This is a genomic window from Methylomonas fluvii, assembly GCF_014850975.1.
GTDB classification, from domain to species: domain Bacteria; phylum Pseudomonadota; class Gammaproteobacteria; order Methylococcales; family Methylomonadaceae; genus Methylomonas; species Methylomonas fluvii.
Genome location: NZ_JACXST010000001.1, coordinates 1,405,992 through 1,422,646 on the forward strand (window position 1 = coordinate 1,405,992; position 16,655 = coordinate 1,422,646).

The window sequence follows — 16,655 nt, forward strand, 5'->3', positions numbered from 1 at the left end:
CAGGCCGCAAGGTTCACGAACGATGCAAGGCAAGTTGTTTGCCGCATCCAATGAACCCTGTTGAAATCCAACTATTCTTTGCCCGGGATAAAAGCATCCCGAAAACCGGCTTCCGCTACGCCGATGAACCCTATACTATCTTCAGCAAATAATGTCGTGTTTAGCAACGTAACTGAGAACGAGCTCAATTTGGATACACCACGAATTTCAGATTGCGCGATTCTATCCTTGTAGGTGCTGACTAATTTTGGGAATGCCTTTTCATGTATGTTGCTGAGGTCTGCATATAAAACATCTATATCTTTATTCGACCGCTCCTTGCCAATAGGATTATCAACGGATACCAAAAATGGGCCGTTCCCGGAAAATCTTTTTTTGGCGGCAGATGAAAGCTGTAAGAGCAAACTCTTTGCTCGTTCTAAATCGGCTTGTTCTTTCCCTGTTTTACCTTTCGCAGGGATTAAAAATATGTTCAACTCTGATCTATCAACGTTTGATGCAATATCTTTTTCTGCCGTTGTTGTTTCCTGAATCAATTTGACCAATTTACCGTATCGACTGTTGGCAGCGGTATCGGAAGCACTCCTGCTGGTTAAAACGTAAGTGTATAGTGCGTATCCATCATCAACGGTATCGCCACTTTTTAAGTATCGCCATACGTCATCTAAGATGGCCGCTTTTTTAAAAGACATAAATTGCTGTTCATCTGGTGTGACTGAAAAGGTGCATCCAGCAACAAAAACCAATAACCCTATAGTTAGAAATTTAAGCGGATGTGTCTTTTTTATTTTCATTGTTAGGAGTCTCCACTTTCTTTTTATTTGCTTTTTTCCATATAAAGTCAATAAGTAGCGTTATTCCGAATGCTACAACTGCCAGAACTACCGTAACATCAGTTACGTTGTTATCTGGGTATTCATACCTAAATGCAGCGGCAAGGATGGCAATCAGCACGATCCACGTGGTATGAAATGTCGCTTTGTTCATTGTATTTTCCTTTGTAAATCAGGGATACCAATTGTATGCAAAGTCTAGTAAAGAAATAATTCAATTTTTCTTGTGTAGCTGATCGAAGAAAATGGCGATAACTCTAAAAATGTGAATGATTGGTGCACGGCTCGCTCCGGTTAGCGACGGAGTCATCGTACGCATGAGGTTATTGAATATCCTCCTATTACGCTATCGAAAATCGGAGCTATTTTCTGTTGGATGGTTTGTTTGTCCCCGCAGGCTAAGGCTTCGTCCCCAATCTTGCCAAAACCTTCTCCAAAAACACCACCTTATCCTCCATATCCTTAAAGGTTTGAGTAAAACGTAATTTATCCGCGCCGTCGAATTTATACACCTGAGACTGGCTTTGGATCATCAAAATCAACTCGCCGGTATCGATCTGCGGCGTGGCGGTAAAGACGATGCGGCCGCCGGTGGCGTGGGCTTCGATTTTGCGGATGCCCAGGTGCGCGGCTTGTTGTTTCAGTTCGGTGATCGCGAACAAGGCTTTGACCTGGTCCGGCAATAAGCCGAAGCGGTCGATCATTTCGATTTTGAGTTTGCGCAAGTCGTCATCGGTTTCGGCGCTGGCGATGCGTTTGTACAGCACCAGACGAGCGTGAATGTCCGGCAGGTAGTCTTCCGGAATCAGCGCGGCTACTTGTAAATCCACTTCCGGGCCGGTATCCAGCGGTGCGTCCAGTTCCGGTTGTTTGCCGGATTTCAAGGCTTTGACCGCGCGCTCCAGCAACTCGGTGTACAAGGTAAAGCCTATTTCCTGGATCTGCCCACTTTGCTCGTCGCCCAGCAATTCGCCGGCGCCGCGGATTTCCATGTCGTGCGAGGACAACATGAAGCCCGCGCCGAGTTCGCCGGAAGTCTCGAAGGCCTCTAGGCGCTTGATGGCGTCCTTGGTCATTAAAGATTTCGGCGGCACGATGCAGTACGCATAAGCCCTGTGGTGCGACCGACCGACCCGGCCGCGCAACTGGTGCAACTGCGCCAGACCCAACTTGTCGGCGCGGTTGATGACGATGGTGTTGGCGCTGGGGATGTCGATACCGCTCTCGATGATGGTGCTGGCAATCAGTATATTGAAACGCTGATGGTAAAAATCCAGCATGATTTGCTCCAGCTCGCGTTCTGCCATCTGACCGTGGGCGATCTGGATCCGCGCTTCCGGCACCAGTTCGCTCAGTTCGCGCATCATTTTTTCCATGGTCTTGACGTCGTTGTGCAGGAAAAACACTTGGCCGCCGCGTTTGATTTCCCGCTGGCAGGCTTCCTGCACTTGCGAGTCTATCCATTCGGTGACGAAGGTTTTGATGGCGTGGCGGTTTGGTGGCGGCGTGGCGATGATGGAAATGTCGCGTAGACCGGCCATGGCCATGTTCAAGGTGCGCGGAATCGGCGTCGCGGTCAGCGTCAACAAATCCAGTTCGTGGCGCAGCTTTTTGAAATGCTCTTTTTGGGTGACGCCAAAGCGGTGTTCTTCGTCGATGATCACCAAGCCCAAGGCTTTGTATTTCATTTCCTTGGACAGCAATTTATGGGTGCCAATGACGATATCGACCTTGCCGTCGGCCAAATCGTCGGCGATGGCTTTTTGCTGTTTGGGGGTGACGAAGCGCGAGGTGACTTCGATGCGCACCGGCCAGTCGGCGAAGCGGTCGCGGAAGTTTTGGTAATGCTGTTGGGCGAGCAAGGTAGTCGGCACCAGCACCGCGACCTGTTTACCGCTTTGCACGGCAACGAAAGCGGCGCGCATCGCCACTTCAGTTTTGCCGAAACCGACGTCGCCGCAGACCACGCGGTCCATCGGCTGAGTGGCGGCCATGTCTTGCAAAATGGCGTCGATAGCGCTGAGCTGGTCAGGGGTTTCCTCGAACGGGAAGGCGGCGGCGAAGGCGTCGTAATCGCCGTTGTCGATGTTAAAAGCAAAGCCTTCGCGGGCGGCGCGTTTGGCGTGGATGTCCAGCAACTCGGCGGCCACGTCCCGGGCACGCTCCATGGCCTTTTTCTTGGCCTTGCTCCACTGGTCGGTGCCAAGACGATGCAACGGGGCGTTTTCAGCGCTGACGCCGCTGTAACGACCGATCATGTGCAGGGAAGCCACCGGCACGTATATCTTGTCTTGGTTGGCGTATTCCAACATCAAAAATTCGGCGTCGATGCCGCCGACGTTCAGAATCTGCAAACCCAGATAGCGGCCAACGCCGTGTTCCTGATGCACCACCGGCGAACCGATAGTCAGTTCATCGAGGTTGTTGAAGATGTTTTCCAGCGCGCGGGCCGCCGATTTGGCCCGGCGCCGGCGCTGCTGGACTTTCTCGCCGCTGAGCTGGCTTTCGGTGATGACCGCCAGTTTGGCGTCTTCCAGCCACAGCCCATGATCCATCGGCGCGACGACGATGCACGGCGATTCTCCGCCTTGCAGAAACTCCGGCCAGCTTTGCACCTGCTTGGCGGTCAGCTTGACGCTTTTCAGCTTGTCGATCAGGCCTTCGCGGTGACCGGCGGTTTCGGCGACGAACAGGATTTTGCCGTTAAAACCTTCGATGAACTGGCGCAGGCGCTGCGCGGGTTCTTTTAAACGGCTGTCGATGGCGACATCCGGCAGCAACTTGCAGTCGAAGGTGTGCGCGGTTTCTGCTTGGTTGTCCAGCACTACGCGACTAAAGCTATCGGTGTGTTGCTGGATTTCCTCCGCCGACAAAAATAGGCGGGTTGGCGGCAATAAGGGCCGGTCGGTGTCGTATTTGCGTTGCTGATAGCGTTCGTCGGCTTCGCTGTAAAAGCGCTGGGCGTTTTCGGCGAAATTGGCCGGCAGTACAAACAGCGCAGTCTTGGGCAAATAAGCAAACAGCGATTCGGTGCGTTCGACGAATAGCGGCAAGTAATATTCGATGCCGGCTGGGGCGATTTGCTTGGAAACATCGAGATAGAGATTGTTCTTGGGCGAAGCGTCCGGGAATTGCTCGCGGAAGGCCTGGCGGAAGCGTTTGATGGCTTCGTCGGTAAACGGAAATTCGCGGGCCGGGAATAACTCGACTTTCTGCATTTTGTCTTGCGACATTTGCGTGTCGGGATCGAAACTACGGATCGATTCCACGTCGTCGTCGAACAGTTCGATGCGGTAGGGCTGTTTCGAGCCCATCGGAAACAAATCCAGGATGGAGCCGCGCACCGCGAATTCGCCGTGTTGGTAGACTTGCGACACGCATTGATAACCGACCGCCTCCAATTTCGCGCGAGTGACTTCCAGGCTCAAAGTGCCACCAACTTCGATGGCAAAGCTGTGGGCCAGAATATGTTCGCGTGGGGCCAGGCGGTGCATCAAGGTAGCGACTGACAAAATCAGTGCACCGCGTTTGGTGTCGGGCAATAGGGCGAGGGTGCGCAGGCGTTCCGAGATAATCTCCGGCAACGGCGAAAACACATCGTAGGGCAGGGTTTCCCAGTCTGGAAAATGCAGAATCGGCAGGCTGTTGTCCAAGAAGAACGCCAGCTCGTGTTCCAAACGCAAAGCGGTTTGGGTGTCCGGCGTGACGATGACTAGCAGGCGTTTTTCCTGAGCAATCGTTTGGGCCAGTGTCAGCGAGTCGCCGCAGCCGCTCAGGCCGCTCCAGTATATTGTGGTGGCTTGTTGCGGCAATGCAGCAGCGGGGATTGTTGGTAAGGACATGGTGTTGAAATCAGGTTTTTGAGCGCTAAATTATAACCAGTAAGGTCACGCTTGGACTAAGCGTCCGCGCTTTGTCAGTGGCCGGCGGCGGGAATACTGCTGTGGTGAGTATTTGTCGCAACTATGCGGCCTAAAGCCTATGCTCAGCTGTTTAGGATTTAAATGCTTAAATTTTTTTGCTGTAATTCGATTTCCTGCATGTAGCGCTGGAGGTTGTTTTCGAATACCTGCGGGATGTGGGTGAATTTGCAGCCTATGCGATGTTGATAGGTTGTGGCGCTGGCTCGAACATTGTTCACGCTTTTAATGACAAAACCCACGTGGGCCCTGCTGCCATCGTGCAAATACAAGGCGCATTCGTCTATGACGGTATCCGGCACTAAAAGGTCGGCAATTTTTGTGTCGGGATTTAAAAACGAAAATCCGGAAATACTGATGTCTGCCACACTGAACACTTTGGTTTGCGTATCAACTTCGCCCGCTTCATTTTTTGTGGCAAGGTTGAGTTCGCAAGTGCTGTTTTTATGCGACAGCGGCACTTTAACGCGATAATACTGGCGGCGTTGCATCCAAAAAATGGCGTCCGGGATAGGCATCGCAAACACCGGGTGGCCGTCGCTTTGGGTCTTTTTGATTGCTTTGCCGCGGAATGAAACTTTAATGCCTTCGTATTCGGTGCGGAACAGCACTTTGGCTGAGCCTAGCAGCTGTTTATTCAGTAATTCTGTCGGCGCAACATCCAGTGTAATCAGATTGGCTTTTTGATCGAGATCGATAATGGTGGTCAAAAATGATTGGTTATGTTCACCAAAATGCGCGGAGATAATGCATTTCTTTTTGATTAGATCGCTCAAGTGACCAAAAATCAGCCTCGCGCTTCTAACAAGATAGTCGGATTCTTTTTCCATTAAATTACTAAATATTGCGGATAGGTGAGAGCACTGCTGTAAAATACCGCAGATTATAGTGCATAGGAAAGGAGTTTTGATGGGTTGGTTGCTATTGTTCGCCGCGGGTTGCTCGGAAATCGTGTTTGCGATAAGTCTTAAATACAATGACGGGTTTACTAAGTTGTGGCCAAGCGTAGTGACCGGCGTGTCGGGGGCGGGCAGTTTTTACCTGTTAATGCTGGCGATCAGAACTCTACCGCTGGGCACGGCCTATGCGGTGTGGACCGGCATGGGGGCGGTGGGGGTCGCGATAGTCGGGATTTTTCTGTTTAAGGAATCGGCGGATTGGTTCCGCTTAGCGTCCATCCTGTTAATCATCGTCGGCATCGTCGGTTTGAAGCTGACGCATGTGGAATAATGCTGCATTTGTTGTCGCAATTGCCGTTGCAAGCGGCGCTTATCGAGCGCATTGGCAGTGGTGACGATGTTGTCTTGATGGGTGGTGCGGTGTGTGCCGCGCTGGCCGGGCATAGTGGCAATGCGTTGTTGCGGCAATTGTTGAGCCAGTCGTGTCGGGTTTATGCCTTGCAAGAAATGTTATTGGTGTACGGCGTCGAGCCGCAATTTTTGTTGTCAGGCTTGGAGGCAGTTGATTATGCGGGCTTGGTCGAGCTGACCGTGCGGAATCCGGTAATTCATTCGTGGAATTGATGGTCGGTGGCGTTGCGTTGCCAACCAGTGACGATGGCTTTTTGCGCGATGCTGGGCAATGGAATCGAGAGGTGGCCGACGAGTTGGCGCGGCTAGAAGGTATCGAGATTAACGATGCGCATTGGGAAATCCTACTGTACATTCGCGATTACTATCAAAAATTCCAGCACTTACCCAATGCCCGGATGTTTGTGGCTGCTATCCGCAAACAATTTGGTGAAGACAAGGGCAATAGCCGCTATCTGCAAAAACTGTTTCCGCAAGGGCCGCTGAAATACGCCTGTAAAATCGCCGGCTTGCCCAAGCCGCCCACCTGTTTATAAAAATGTTTTCAAGAGAGTTTCATGAGTAACCCCCGTGTTGGATTTATCAGTTTAGGTTGCCCGAAAGCCTTGGTCGATAGCGAGCAAATTTTGACCAAGCTGCGTAGCGAAGGCTACCAAGTCTCGCCGAATTATAAAGATTCCGATTTGGTCATCGTCAATACCTGTGGCTTTATCGATGCGGCGGTCGAAGAATCGCTGGACAGTATCGGCGAGGCTTTGGCGGAAAACGGCAAGGTCATCGTCACCGGTTGTCTCGGTGCGCGCCAAGACGAGATTTTGGCTCGGCATCCGCAGGTTTTAAAAATCACCGGTGCGCACGCCACTGATGAAGTGGTTTCTGCGGTGCATGAGTATCTGCCGCCGGCGCACAACCCATTTACTGACATAGTCCCGCCACAAGGCGTCAAGCTGACGCCCAAACATTATGCTTATCTGAAAATTTCGGAAGGCTGCAACCATAGGTGTACGTTTTGCATCATCCCGTCAATGCGCGGGGATTTGGTGAGTCGGCCTATTGATGATGTGATGCAAGAGGCCGAGAAGTTGGCCGATGCCGGCGTTAAGGAATTGCTGATCGTTTCGCAAGATACCAGTGCTTACGGTTTGGATTTGAAATACGAAAGCCGGCGCTGGCGCGGCCGGGAAATGCAAACCCGATTTTACGATTTGGCCGAAGCCTTGGGTGAGTTGGGTATCTGGGCGCGGATGCATTATGTCTATCCGTATCCGCATGTTGATGACGTCGTCCCGTTAATGGCGGAAGGCAAAATTCTGCCGTATTTGGATATTCCGTTTCAGCACGCCAATAGCCGAATCTTAAAGCTGATGAAACGTCCGGCTGCGGCGGAAAACAATTTGGAGCGCATCCGTGCGTGGCGGAAGATTTGTCCGGATTTGACTATTCGCAGCACGTTTATCGTCGGTTTTCCCGGCGAAACCGAGCAAGATTTTGAAGAGTTGCTGCAATTCTTAAGCGAAGCGCAAATGGATAGGGTGGGCTGTTTTGCTTATTCGCCGGTGAAGGGGGCGGTGGCTAACGATTTGCCGGATGCGGTGCCGGAAGAGCTTAAACAGGAGCGCTTGGCGCGCTTTATGGAACATCAAGCGACTATCAGTGCCGAGCGCTTACAGCGTCGGGTTGGCCGAATCGAAACGGTGTTGGTCGATGAGGTGGTCGAGGAGGGGGCGGTTGCGCGCAGCAAAAGCGACGCACCTGAAATTGACGGCCAGGTGTTTATCGACGGTGCAAGCCATTTACAAGTCGGCGATTTCGTCGATGTCGAAATCGAGGAAGCCGACGAGTATGACTTGTGGGGTAAACTGATCTAACGAAAAAGCCGCTGGTTAGGCGGCTTTTTCAGTTCAATTTACAGCGGTGTTACGTTTTCCGCTTGTGGACCTTTTTGGCCATTGGTCACTTCCATCGTGACTTTTTGGCCTTCTTTCAAGGTTTTGCGGCCGTTGCCGTTGATGGCGCTGAAGTGTACGAATACATCTTTGCCGCCTTCTTGCTCAATGAAGCCGAAGCCTTTTTCGTCATTGAACCATTTTACTTTGCCTTCTACTTGAACTGACATAAATCTCTCTTGCTAATAAAGTGCTATTCGCTGGTTTGTAACTAGGGTTGGTGAATAAAGCAGGTAGTGGAAAACAATGTTTGTTGATCCGATTGCAGACTTGAAAAGCGACAACGATACCGAGCTAAATCGCCTCCATTATACATCGCAATCGGCGGGTATCCACAAAAACTAGCTAGATTTTGCGTGTTAAATGATTGTGACGATAGGTTGTCAGTCGTCTTTGTTGGGTGCGAATGCCGGGCTAACGCAGGTTGCGGGTGGCTATTGGTGGGCTAAGATATTGAAATGAAGTGGTTTTTTAGCCGGATTTGATAGATGGTCAGCTTTGCTAAAATCCGCTTTTGGCCACTTGTAAATGCAAAATTGATTGCCGCAAAAAGCAAAAAATACTGAATTTTGCAATTGACCTATTGGGCAGGCCATGAAAAAGACTGCCCAATAAAGCTTATCGCGTCAAAAATAGCTGCCGTTAATCAGGAAGTGAGTAGCAATGCTACCGAAAAAACCGATCAAAATGACCGGCATCCATTTCAAGTGTGCGCTAAAGGAGTAAACGCCTTTCATTTGTCCCATCAAGCCTACGCCTGCTGCCGAGCCGATTGCCAATAAGCTGCCGCCCACGCCGGCGGTTAATGTCACTAATAGCCATTGGCCTTGCGAAATGTCGGGATGCATGGTCAGTACCGCAAACATGATGGTGCCGTTATCAATGAAAGCCGATAGGATGCCGACCACAATGTTGGCGATGGTGGGGTCCATGCCGACATACAGCACATCCGAGGCCATGGTCAGATAACCAATGAAACTCAGGCCGCCGACGCTGATCATGACGCCGTAAAAAAACAGCAGGGTGTCCCATTCCAGGGTGGCGACGCTTTTAAATACGTCGAATTTTTGGCTTGGTCTCGCGTCGGGAACCGCAACGTTAAAAAGTTTATACACGTGGGCGAAATCGCTAATTTTGCCGTTGTCTTTATCGGCGGTTTTTTGCAAATAAAAGCCCAGGAATTTTAGATAGGTCAGGCCCGCCAGCATGCCGGCTGCAGGCGGCAGTTTCAACATGTTTTCGAAGCAGACCGCAGTAATAATCGTCAGTAAAAACAGCACGATCATGGTCATTGCGCCGCGTTTCATTTTTGGGGCCTTACCGACTGCCACAGGTTGCTGCTTAGGTATCCAGAAATGCATGATTATCGCCGGCAGTGCGAAATTGACCACGGCCGGGATGAAAAGCGAGTAGAAATCTTTGAACGGTACTACCCCGCTTTGCCAAACCAATAGTGTGGTGATGTCACCGAAGGGACTGAACGAACCGCCGGCATTCGTAGCGACCACTACGTTGATGCAAGCCAAGGTAACGAACTTGCGATTGTCCTTGCCCATTGCCGCGATCACTGCACCCATCAGCAGTGCAGTGGTCAGGTTGTTGCAAATCGAGGACATGAAAAACGACATGATGCCGGTAATCCAGAATAGTTTTCTGTAGCTGAAACCTTTACTGAGCAACCAAACTCTCAGATTATCAAACACGCCGCGATCTTCCATTGCGTTGAGATAAGCCATCGATACCATGATGAACAAAAACAATTCCGCATAGCCTTCCAGACAAGCACGGAACGCGTGTCCGGCCTGCTCGCTCATGCCATTATTCACGTAAATGCCGGCGATAAAGGCCCAGATCAAACTCGCGGCTAATACCATGGGTTTGGATTTGTTTAATTCGGTGACCTCTTCGGTCATTGCCAGCAGATAGGCAACGGCAAATATGCCGATAGCCAAATAACCCACCCAATGCTTAGTCAGATTAAGGGCTTGTGCTGCTGGTTCTGCGTCTGCCCAAGCTAGTAGTGGTGAGCAGGTGAGTAAAATGAGTAGAAGGATGCGCGAAAACACGGGTGAACTCCTTTCAATAACTGGGTGCTGGACAGTCACGGTAGGGAGTGAGTTCCTCGACCGTGACTGCTTTTGCCGGGCCCGCTTAACTACGGATTTGGCCATCACGATATTACAAAGTTTGTAACTTTACAGCGAGTGTAGTTTAGCATCGCTAAAGCCGGGATATTCCGCTAGGAATGCTTCGGTTTTATATGCTTAACCCTGCCATCAAATCCAATATATTCGTCACTCCCGCTCAGGCGGGAATTTGTTAAAGCCTTTTGTCTCCCGCCTGAGCGGGAGCGACGATATGGGCCGGGTCTGTAGTCTACCGGGAATAGACTTAACGTCTGCCTATATTGCTATCATTCGGCTTCCAGCAAATACGTCAGCCAAAGCGAAGACAGTTTTTCCTGTACCGTATTCTGCCGCAGACGGGCTGCCAGATTCGGGAAGTCCACATAATCCAGCGCCTGATCCTGGTTGTAACAGGAATACATAAAGCTCTCTTCGCCGCTTTCCGGGTCCACGTGTTTGCATAAGCATTGGGCGCAGACGCCTTTCATCATGCATTGCATCGGCGAGTTGATTGAGCCGACTGCCTCGTGGCCTTCCTTCAAGTACGGTTTCAAAGCGGCAAAGCGTGCCGCTTTTACCGCTGCCATCATCCTATCTGAGCCGATGACGATCAGGTGATCCACGTCTTGCAGACGTATACTGGTTTCACCCAATTTTCCGGTGGCGTAAGACACCATGGCTTCGACGATATTGCCAACAAAGGTTTTATCCTGTGGCCGAGTGACCGGGATCGCTTCGTTGCCGGGTCTGTCGTCTACCGCCCAAACAATCACGTCGGAAGCTTCTTCAATTTCAGGAACCTTGAACAAGTCTTCACTGTTACGGTAACCCGCGAAATACAGCACCTTGTTTCCGGCATTGCGCATGGCTTTACCGATTGAGAACAATACTGCGTTACCCAAACCGCCGCCCAGCAGCAAAACGGTTTTACCGGTTGGAATTTCGGTTGGCGCACCAGTTACGCCCATTAATACCAGCGGATCGCCGACTTTCCAGGTCGCGCATAAACGGCTGGAACTACCCATTTCCAGGGCAATCAAAGATACCAGACCTTTTTCCTTGTTTACCCAGGCGCCGGTCAAAGCCAAGCCTTCGGCGGCTAGCGTGGTGCCTTCGACTACAGGGGCCAATGATTCGTAGTTTTGTACCCGATAGAATTGGCCGGGCTCGAAATGTTTGGCAGCGGCTGGTGCTTTGATGACCACTTCGATGATGGTGGGGGTTAGACGATTCACTTCGACAACATGCGCCAGGAAAGTCGCATCCAGTCTGTCCTGCAGGTCGCGTAACTGTGCATCGCGTTGTGGTTGTTGCGCGGCGTCCAATCCAGCAATCTCGTTGGCGAACAGTTTGACGATATACGGGTAACCGTCTTTGGCGCTGGCCATGGCTTTTACCACGTTGCCGGCATAAACCGGATGGTTGTCGCCATAGAAAGTGATGTAGCGGCCGTTGCTGAGATAGGACGTAAACGGTGCCGGTTTGCCCACTTTGACTTGCGCTTCGTCGGCCATCGGCGCCAGTTGCGCCTTGCCGACCAGCCAGTCGGGTTCGTGGCGTTTGTAGAATTTACCTTCCATCGCGAAAGTGCGCGGATGCTCCGATTGGTAGATCGTGTTGGGCGCAGTGCCTGCCGCGATGAACAAGCCGCGCAGTTTCACTTCCACTTCATCGGTTTTGCGCCATTTACCGTCTTGCTCGGTCAGCCTCTCAAAGCGTACGGCTTGCAAATGGCCGTATTGGTCTTCGATGGCTTCCAATGGACTCATGCCTTCGGCCAAGTAAATGCCTTCGGAGAGCGCTTCGTGGATTTCTTCGTGGTTTTGGCGGTAAGCGGGTGAGTCCTTGATGCCTTTACGGTAGAACAGCGTCACGCCGCCCCATTGTTTCAGGAAAGGCAGGAAATTAGGCGTTTCACCGGCAGCAGCAGCGCGTTCTCGCTCCTGTTCGATGACGCGGCCATGCGCTAAGAATTCTTCCAGAATCTCCAGTTCTTCGCCATCGTAACGGCTGCGTACCGTCGCTTCGCCGTATTTGGCCACCAGTTTTTCGTAGCGATGCAAAATCTTGCTGACTTGGCCGGGGTAGTAGGCGAGTAACTCGGTGGTGGTGTCGATAGCGGTCAAGCCGCCGCCGATGACGCCGGCGGGCAGACGTACCTGCAAATTAGCCAGCGAAGATTCTTTGGCCGCGCCGGTCAATTGCAAGCCCATCAAGAAGTCTGAGGCTTTGCGGATGCCGCGGGTCATGTTGTTTTTCAGGTCGATCACAGTCGGTTTGCCGGCGCCGCTGGCAATGGCGATGTGGTCGAAACCCATTTCCCAGGCTTCATCAATGGTGATGGTGCCGCCGAAACGCACGCCGCCGTAGCATTTGAACGCGTTGCGACGAAGCAAAGTCAGGTAAATGACTTTCAAAAAGTTTTTATCCCAACGCACGGTAATCCCGTATTCGGCCACGCCGCCGAAGCCGAGTAACACTCGTTTATCCAGATCTTCGTAAAGGTCTTGGAAGTCCATGATAGGCATCGGCACGTTATCGCGGTCGCCAGTCAGATGTAACGGTAGCGGCTCGATTTTCAAGGCATCGATACCCACCACGCCAAAACCTTCGTTCAGCAAATAATGCGACAAGGTATAACCGGCCGGACCCATGCCGGCGACCAGCACATTTTTGCCGTTGTATGGCAGGGCAGTGGAGCGCTTGATATTCAAGGGATTCCAGCGGGTCAGCAGGCTGTAAATTTCAAAACCCCAAGGCATGAACAGCACGTCGGTCAGCACATTGGTTTCGATTTGCGGAATATTCACCGACTCGGTTTTTTGGTAAATACAACCGCGCATGCAGTCGTTGCAAATCCGGTGGCCGGTGCCGGGGCACATCGGGTTGTCGATGATGATCATCGCCAACGCGCCGATATTGTCGCCTTGGCGTTTGACCACGTGCATCTCGGAGATTTTTTCTTCCAGCGGGCAACCGGTCATTAGTGCGCTCAAATGATTGGTTTTGAACGTACCGTCTTTTTTGTTCTTGATGCCTTTCGAGCAGGAGTCGTTATCCCGGTCATGGCAGTAAATGCAATGGTCCACTTCATAAAGCACCTGGCGCTGTTTGAAGCGCTTGTCGGTCAAGGCAAAGCCGTCGCGGCGGCGATGATGGTGATCGTCGCAGGCCCAGACGTCATAGCCGCTTTGCGCCACCGTTTCGTGGTCAACCAAATTCTCCAGATTGGTTTTTTCAGGTACCTTGAAACTGACCCATTTGGCGACATAGGTTTTTAATTCCGAGTCGTGCTGGGCGGCAAAACTCCAGCGACGGACGATGTCCAGCAGGCCGGCTACCAGCGCAGCAGGGCTGTCGTAGCCGGTCAATTGGTCTTTGAACGCGGCAAGCTCGGCATCGGTAATCTCTGCCTGTTGCGACAAGCGCCATAAATCGGCACCGAGTTGGCTAATCGCCAATTCCGGGTCGGCCTGGAATAAATCCTGTTTGTCGGCGGCGGTTAACAATCCATTCAGTTGGGCGCGCAGTGCGGCAATATCCCAGCCTTCGATGGTTTGGCCTTTGAACAGCTTGCTCAAATTGCCGACGATTTCGGTGCGATAAACAAATATCGCGTCGAATTCGCCGCGAATATGGCCGATTTGTTGGTCGCGCACATCGCTGACATTGAATAACCGCGCGACGAAGGTACCGACTAGCGGCGCCATTCTTACCAACAATTCGGAAATTTCCTCCGGCTTCATGCCTTCGCCGCCGCAGGCGCGGTAAGCGGTAATTTCCGCAAACAAGGCGGCATCGTGTTGCTGTACCGACTGATCGAATACCGTCAGCAAATCAGACAGGCGTTTGGCATCGTATAAATCTTTATAGGCAAATCCGGGAATGCCGAGGGTGAGTTGGGTAAGGTCGCGAGTATTAAGCTTTTGTGTCATCAAGTTATTCCGTGAGCGTTCGCTTGAAGTGATAAATGAAAATTCGGGTTAAGGCATGTCGTCGACGACGCTGTCCTTGGCAGGCGGCATCAGGTCGTCGCGGCTCAAGCCCAGGCTCAGAGCGAGTGAGCTGGCGATATAAATAGAGGAGTAGGTGCCTTTAACAACGCCGATCAACATCGCAATGGCAAAGCCGTGGATGGTTTTGCCGCCGAGCAAAGCCAGGGCCAATAGTGTTAAAAATACGGTCAACGAGGTCAGAATGGTCCGGCTCAGCGTGTCGTTCAGCGCAGTGTTGACGATTTCGTTAATCGATTCCTTGATGCGGCTAGTGCGGACGGTTTCGCGAATCCGGTCGTAGACCACGATGGTGTCGTTGATGGAATAACCGATCAACGCCAAAATTGCTGACAACACGGTCATGTCGAATTCCCAGTCAAATACCGAGAAAAATCCCATCGTAATGATACTGTCGTGAAATAAAGCCGCGATCGCGCTCAAAGATAATTTCCACTCAAACCGAATGCTGACGTAGACCATGATGCCGACAAAAGCGAAGAATAGCGCCAGACCGCCATCGTTGACCAAGTCATCGCCCACTTGCGGGCCGACGAATTCCACCCGGCGCAGTTCGCCAGCTTGGCTTTGGCTGCTGTTGGCGACGCCCAGCACTTTCTCGCTAAGCTCTTTTTGGCTGATGTTATCTACCGGTTTCAGGCGGATTAACACGTCGGCGGCGCTGCCGAAATGTTGCAGGTTCGCATCGGCGAAGCCTTGTTGCTCCAGTGTGCTGCGCATCTTGTCCAGATCGGCGGCTTGGTTGTAATGCAATTCGTAGACGCTGCCGCCGGTAAAGTCGATGCCCAGATCCAGACCCTTGACGAAAAACGAAACAATGGAAATTAACAGCAGCGTGCCGGAAAAGTAAAAGGCCAGCTTTCTTTTACTAAGAAAATCAATATGTGTAGCGGAAGTCATGCCAATGTTCCTGATAAATGGTAAGTGTTGCGATCCGGTTACGCTGAATCTATGTTGTTTTTATAAAGGGCTTGCGGACGATAAGGCGAAGAATTGTACTATTTTCTCCAGAAAGTGGGTGTAAAAAGCACGATCAGCGTGAATACTTCCAAGCGTCCCAATAGCATGGCGATAGCACAAATCCAGGTTTGGAAATCGCTGAGACTTTGGTAATTGCCGGCAGGTCCGACTTGATTCAATCCGGGGCCGGCATTATTGATGCAGGCAATCACCGCGCTTAAAGCGGAGATCGGATCCAAGCCAGAGAAGATCAAGGAAAAGGTCAGCACCACAATGGAAATGAAGTAAAGAAAAATAAATGCCAGCACCGCGAAAATGATTTTGTTGGCGATGGGGGTGCTGCCGATCCGAATCGGATTGACTGCGCGCGGATGTAGCAGGCTGAACATTTCCCGGCCGGCTTGTTTCCACAACAATAGCGTGCGGAACATCTTGATACCGCCGCCGGTAGAGCCCGTGCAGACGGTAATGCAACTCAGATATAACATCCACCACGGCACAAACGGCGGCCATTTGTCGAAATCCGCGCTCATGAAGCCGCAGTCGGTGGCTATCGATACCAGGTTGAAAGTTACATGGCGCAAGCTGGTAAAGAAATCCGGATAGGTATTGAAATGCCATAGATAGCCGCTGCAAAGCAAAATGCTGCCGGATACCACACCCAGCATCGGTATCGCTTCCGGGTCGGACAGATAGGGCTTAAGGCTGCGATTGTGCAGTACGGTGTAGTGCGTGGCGAAATTCATCGCGGCGATCAACATAAAAATTGTTAGTACCAGTTCGATGGCTGCAGAATCGTAAAAGCTGATGCTGGCGTCGTGGGTCGAAAATCCGCCCAGGCCGAGCGTGGCAAAGGCGTGGCAAATAGCGTCGAACCAACCCATGCCGGCCAAATTTAATGCCAGAATACAGGCTAAAGTGGCGCCAGCGTAGACCAGCCAGAGCAATCGGGCGGTTTCGGTGATACGCGGGGTGATTTTGCTATCCTTAACCGGGCCGGCGATTTCAGCTTTGTATAACTGCATCCCCCCAACGCCCAGCAATGGCAAAATCGCTACGGCCAGGACGATGATGCCCAATCCGCCTATCCAGTTTAGCTCGTGTCGCCAAAGGTTCAGTGACGGTGCCAAATTGTCCAGACCGACCAATACCGTGGCGCCGGTGGTGGTAAAGCCGGAAACGCATTCGAAAAAAGCGTCCGTGAATGACAGGCCGGGTATGCCCCACATTAGCGGCAATGTGGCCGCGGAAGACATCAATATCCAGAACGAGGCTACCAATAGATAGCCGTCCCGGGTTTTTACATCGCCGCGAAAGCGCATGGTCACGCCCGAAAGCAGACTGCCAATCCCTATATTCAGCGACATGCCGTTTACAAAATGATCGACCATGCCATCCTCAAAATACAGCGAAGTGGCTATGGGTAGCGCGTAGGTCACCCCGAAGACCATCAAGATCAGGCCGAGTACAAAACCTAGAGTGCAAAAACGTTGCATAGTGCCCTGATTAAAACCGAAAAGGTTTTGCCGTGTTGTTATAGATCGCCG

The 16,655-nt window shown here is 51.7% G+C and carries 13 protein-coding genes; 4 read left to right on the top strand and 9 right to left on the bottom strand.

The genetic code is table 11. The features are described from left to right. Positions 1-71: 71 nt before the first annotated feature. The 4 genes from EBB_RS06730 to EBB_RS06745 form a co-directional block, all read right to left on the bottom strand. Positions 72-794: a hypothetical protein gene (locus EBB_RS06730; protein ID WP_192393010.1), complete on the bottom strand. Its 723-nt coding sequence runs from the start codon at positions 792-794 to the stop codon at positions 72-74. Next, entirely contained in the window at positions 766-987 is a 222-nt protein-coding gene (locus tag EBB_RS06735; protein ID WP_192393011.1) for a hypothetical protein, read from the bottom strand. Before EBB_RS06735 ends, EBB_RS06730 begins: the two co-directional genes overlap by 29 nt. Positions 988-1,231: 244 nt before the next feature. Further along, positions 1,232-4,675 (bottom strand): transcription-repair coupling factor, encoded by a 3,444-nt coding sequence (mfd, locus tag EBB_RS06740; RefSeq protein WP_192393012.1) that lies wholly within the window; start codon positions 4,673-4,675, stop codon positions 1,232-1,234. A 158-nt stretch (positions 4,676-4,833) separates the two neighbouring features. Then, positions 4,834-5,583: a flagellar brake protein gene (locus EBB_RS06745; protein ID WP_192393013.1), complete on the bottom strand. Its 750-nt coding sequence runs from the start codon at positions 5,581-5,583 to the stop codon at positions 4,834-4,836. Between the two features lie 79 nt (positions 5,584-5,662). Here EBB_RS06745 and EBB_RS06750 point away from each other — a divergent pair, with 79 nt between their 5' ends. From EBB_RS06750 to rimO, 4 genes are read left to right on the top strand one after another with little or no spacing between them, the layout of a single operon-like run. Continuing rightward, entirely contained in the window at positions 5,663-5,983 is a 321-nt protein-coding gene (locus EBB_RS06750) for a DMT family transporter (protein ID WP_033157825.1), read from the top strand. Further along, positions 5,983-6,276 carry a DsrH/TusB family sulfur relay protein gene (locus tag EBB_RS06755; protein ID WP_192393014.1) on the top strand — a complete coding sequence of 98 codons (294 nt, stop codon included), beginning with the start codon at positions 5,983-5,985 and terminating at the stop codon, positions 6,274-6,276. The genes EBB_RS06750 and EBB_RS06755 overlap by 1 nt, the downstream gene beginning before the upstream one ends. After that, the gene (locus EBB_RS06760; protein ID WP_223146804.1) at positions 6,267-6,599 is read left to right on the top strand and encodes a TusE/DsrC/DsvC family sulfur relay protein; all 333 of its coding nucleotides are present in this window, start codon (positions 6,267-6,269) and stop codon (positions 6,597-6,599) included. The genes EBB_RS06755 and EBB_RS06760 overlap by 10 nt, the downstream gene beginning before the upstream one ends. Before the next feature lie 21 nt (positions 6,600-6,620). Continuing rightward, positions 6,621-7,931: a 30S ribosomal protein S12 methylthiotransferase RimO gene (gene rimO, locus EBB_RS06765; protein WP_192393015.1), complete on the top strand. Its 1,311-nt coding sequence runs from the start codon at positions 6,621-6,623 to the stop codon at positions 7,929-7,931. 38 nt (positions 7,932-7,969) lie between these two features. On the opposite strand, the gene EBB_RS06770 is transcribed toward rimO, so the two are convergent. The 5 genes from EBB_RS06770 to EBB_RS06790 form a co-directional block, all read right to left on the bottom strand. Beyond that, a complete protein-coding gene (locus EBB_RS06770; protein WP_020483452.1) occupies positions 7,970-8,179 on the bottom strand; it encodes a cold-shock protein in 210 nt (69 codons plus the stop codon). A 456-nt stretch (positions 8,180-8,635) separates the two neighbouring features. Then, positions 8,636-9,922: a sodium:proton antiporter NhaD gene (gene nhaD / locus EBB_RS06775; protein ID WP_371741548.1), complete on the bottom strand. Its 1,287-nt coding sequence runs from the start codon at positions 9,920-9,922 to the stop codon at positions 8,636-8,638. A 500-nt stretch (positions 9,923-10,422) separates the two neighbouring features. Next, entirely contained in the window at positions 10,423-14,070 is a 3,648-nt protein-coding gene (locus tag EBB_RS06780) for a pyridine nucleotide-disulfide oxidoreductase (RefSeq protein ID WP_192393016.1), read from the bottom strand. Positions 14,071-14,118: 48 nt separating this feature from the next. Further along, positions 14,119-15,048, bottom strand: a complete 930-nt coding sequence (gene secF, locus EBB_RS06785; protein WP_192393017.1) for a protein translocase subunit SecF — start codon at positions 15,046-15,048, stop codon at positions 14,119-14,121. A gap of 98 nt (positions 15,049-15,146) precedes the next feature. Continuing rightward, complete coding sequence (locus tag EBB_RS06790; protein WP_192393018.1) at positions 15,147-16,604, bottom strand: TrkH family potassium uptake protein; 1,458 nt, start codon at positions 16,602-16,604, stop codon at positions 15,147-15,149. Positions 16,605-16,655 lie beyond the last annotated feature (51 nt).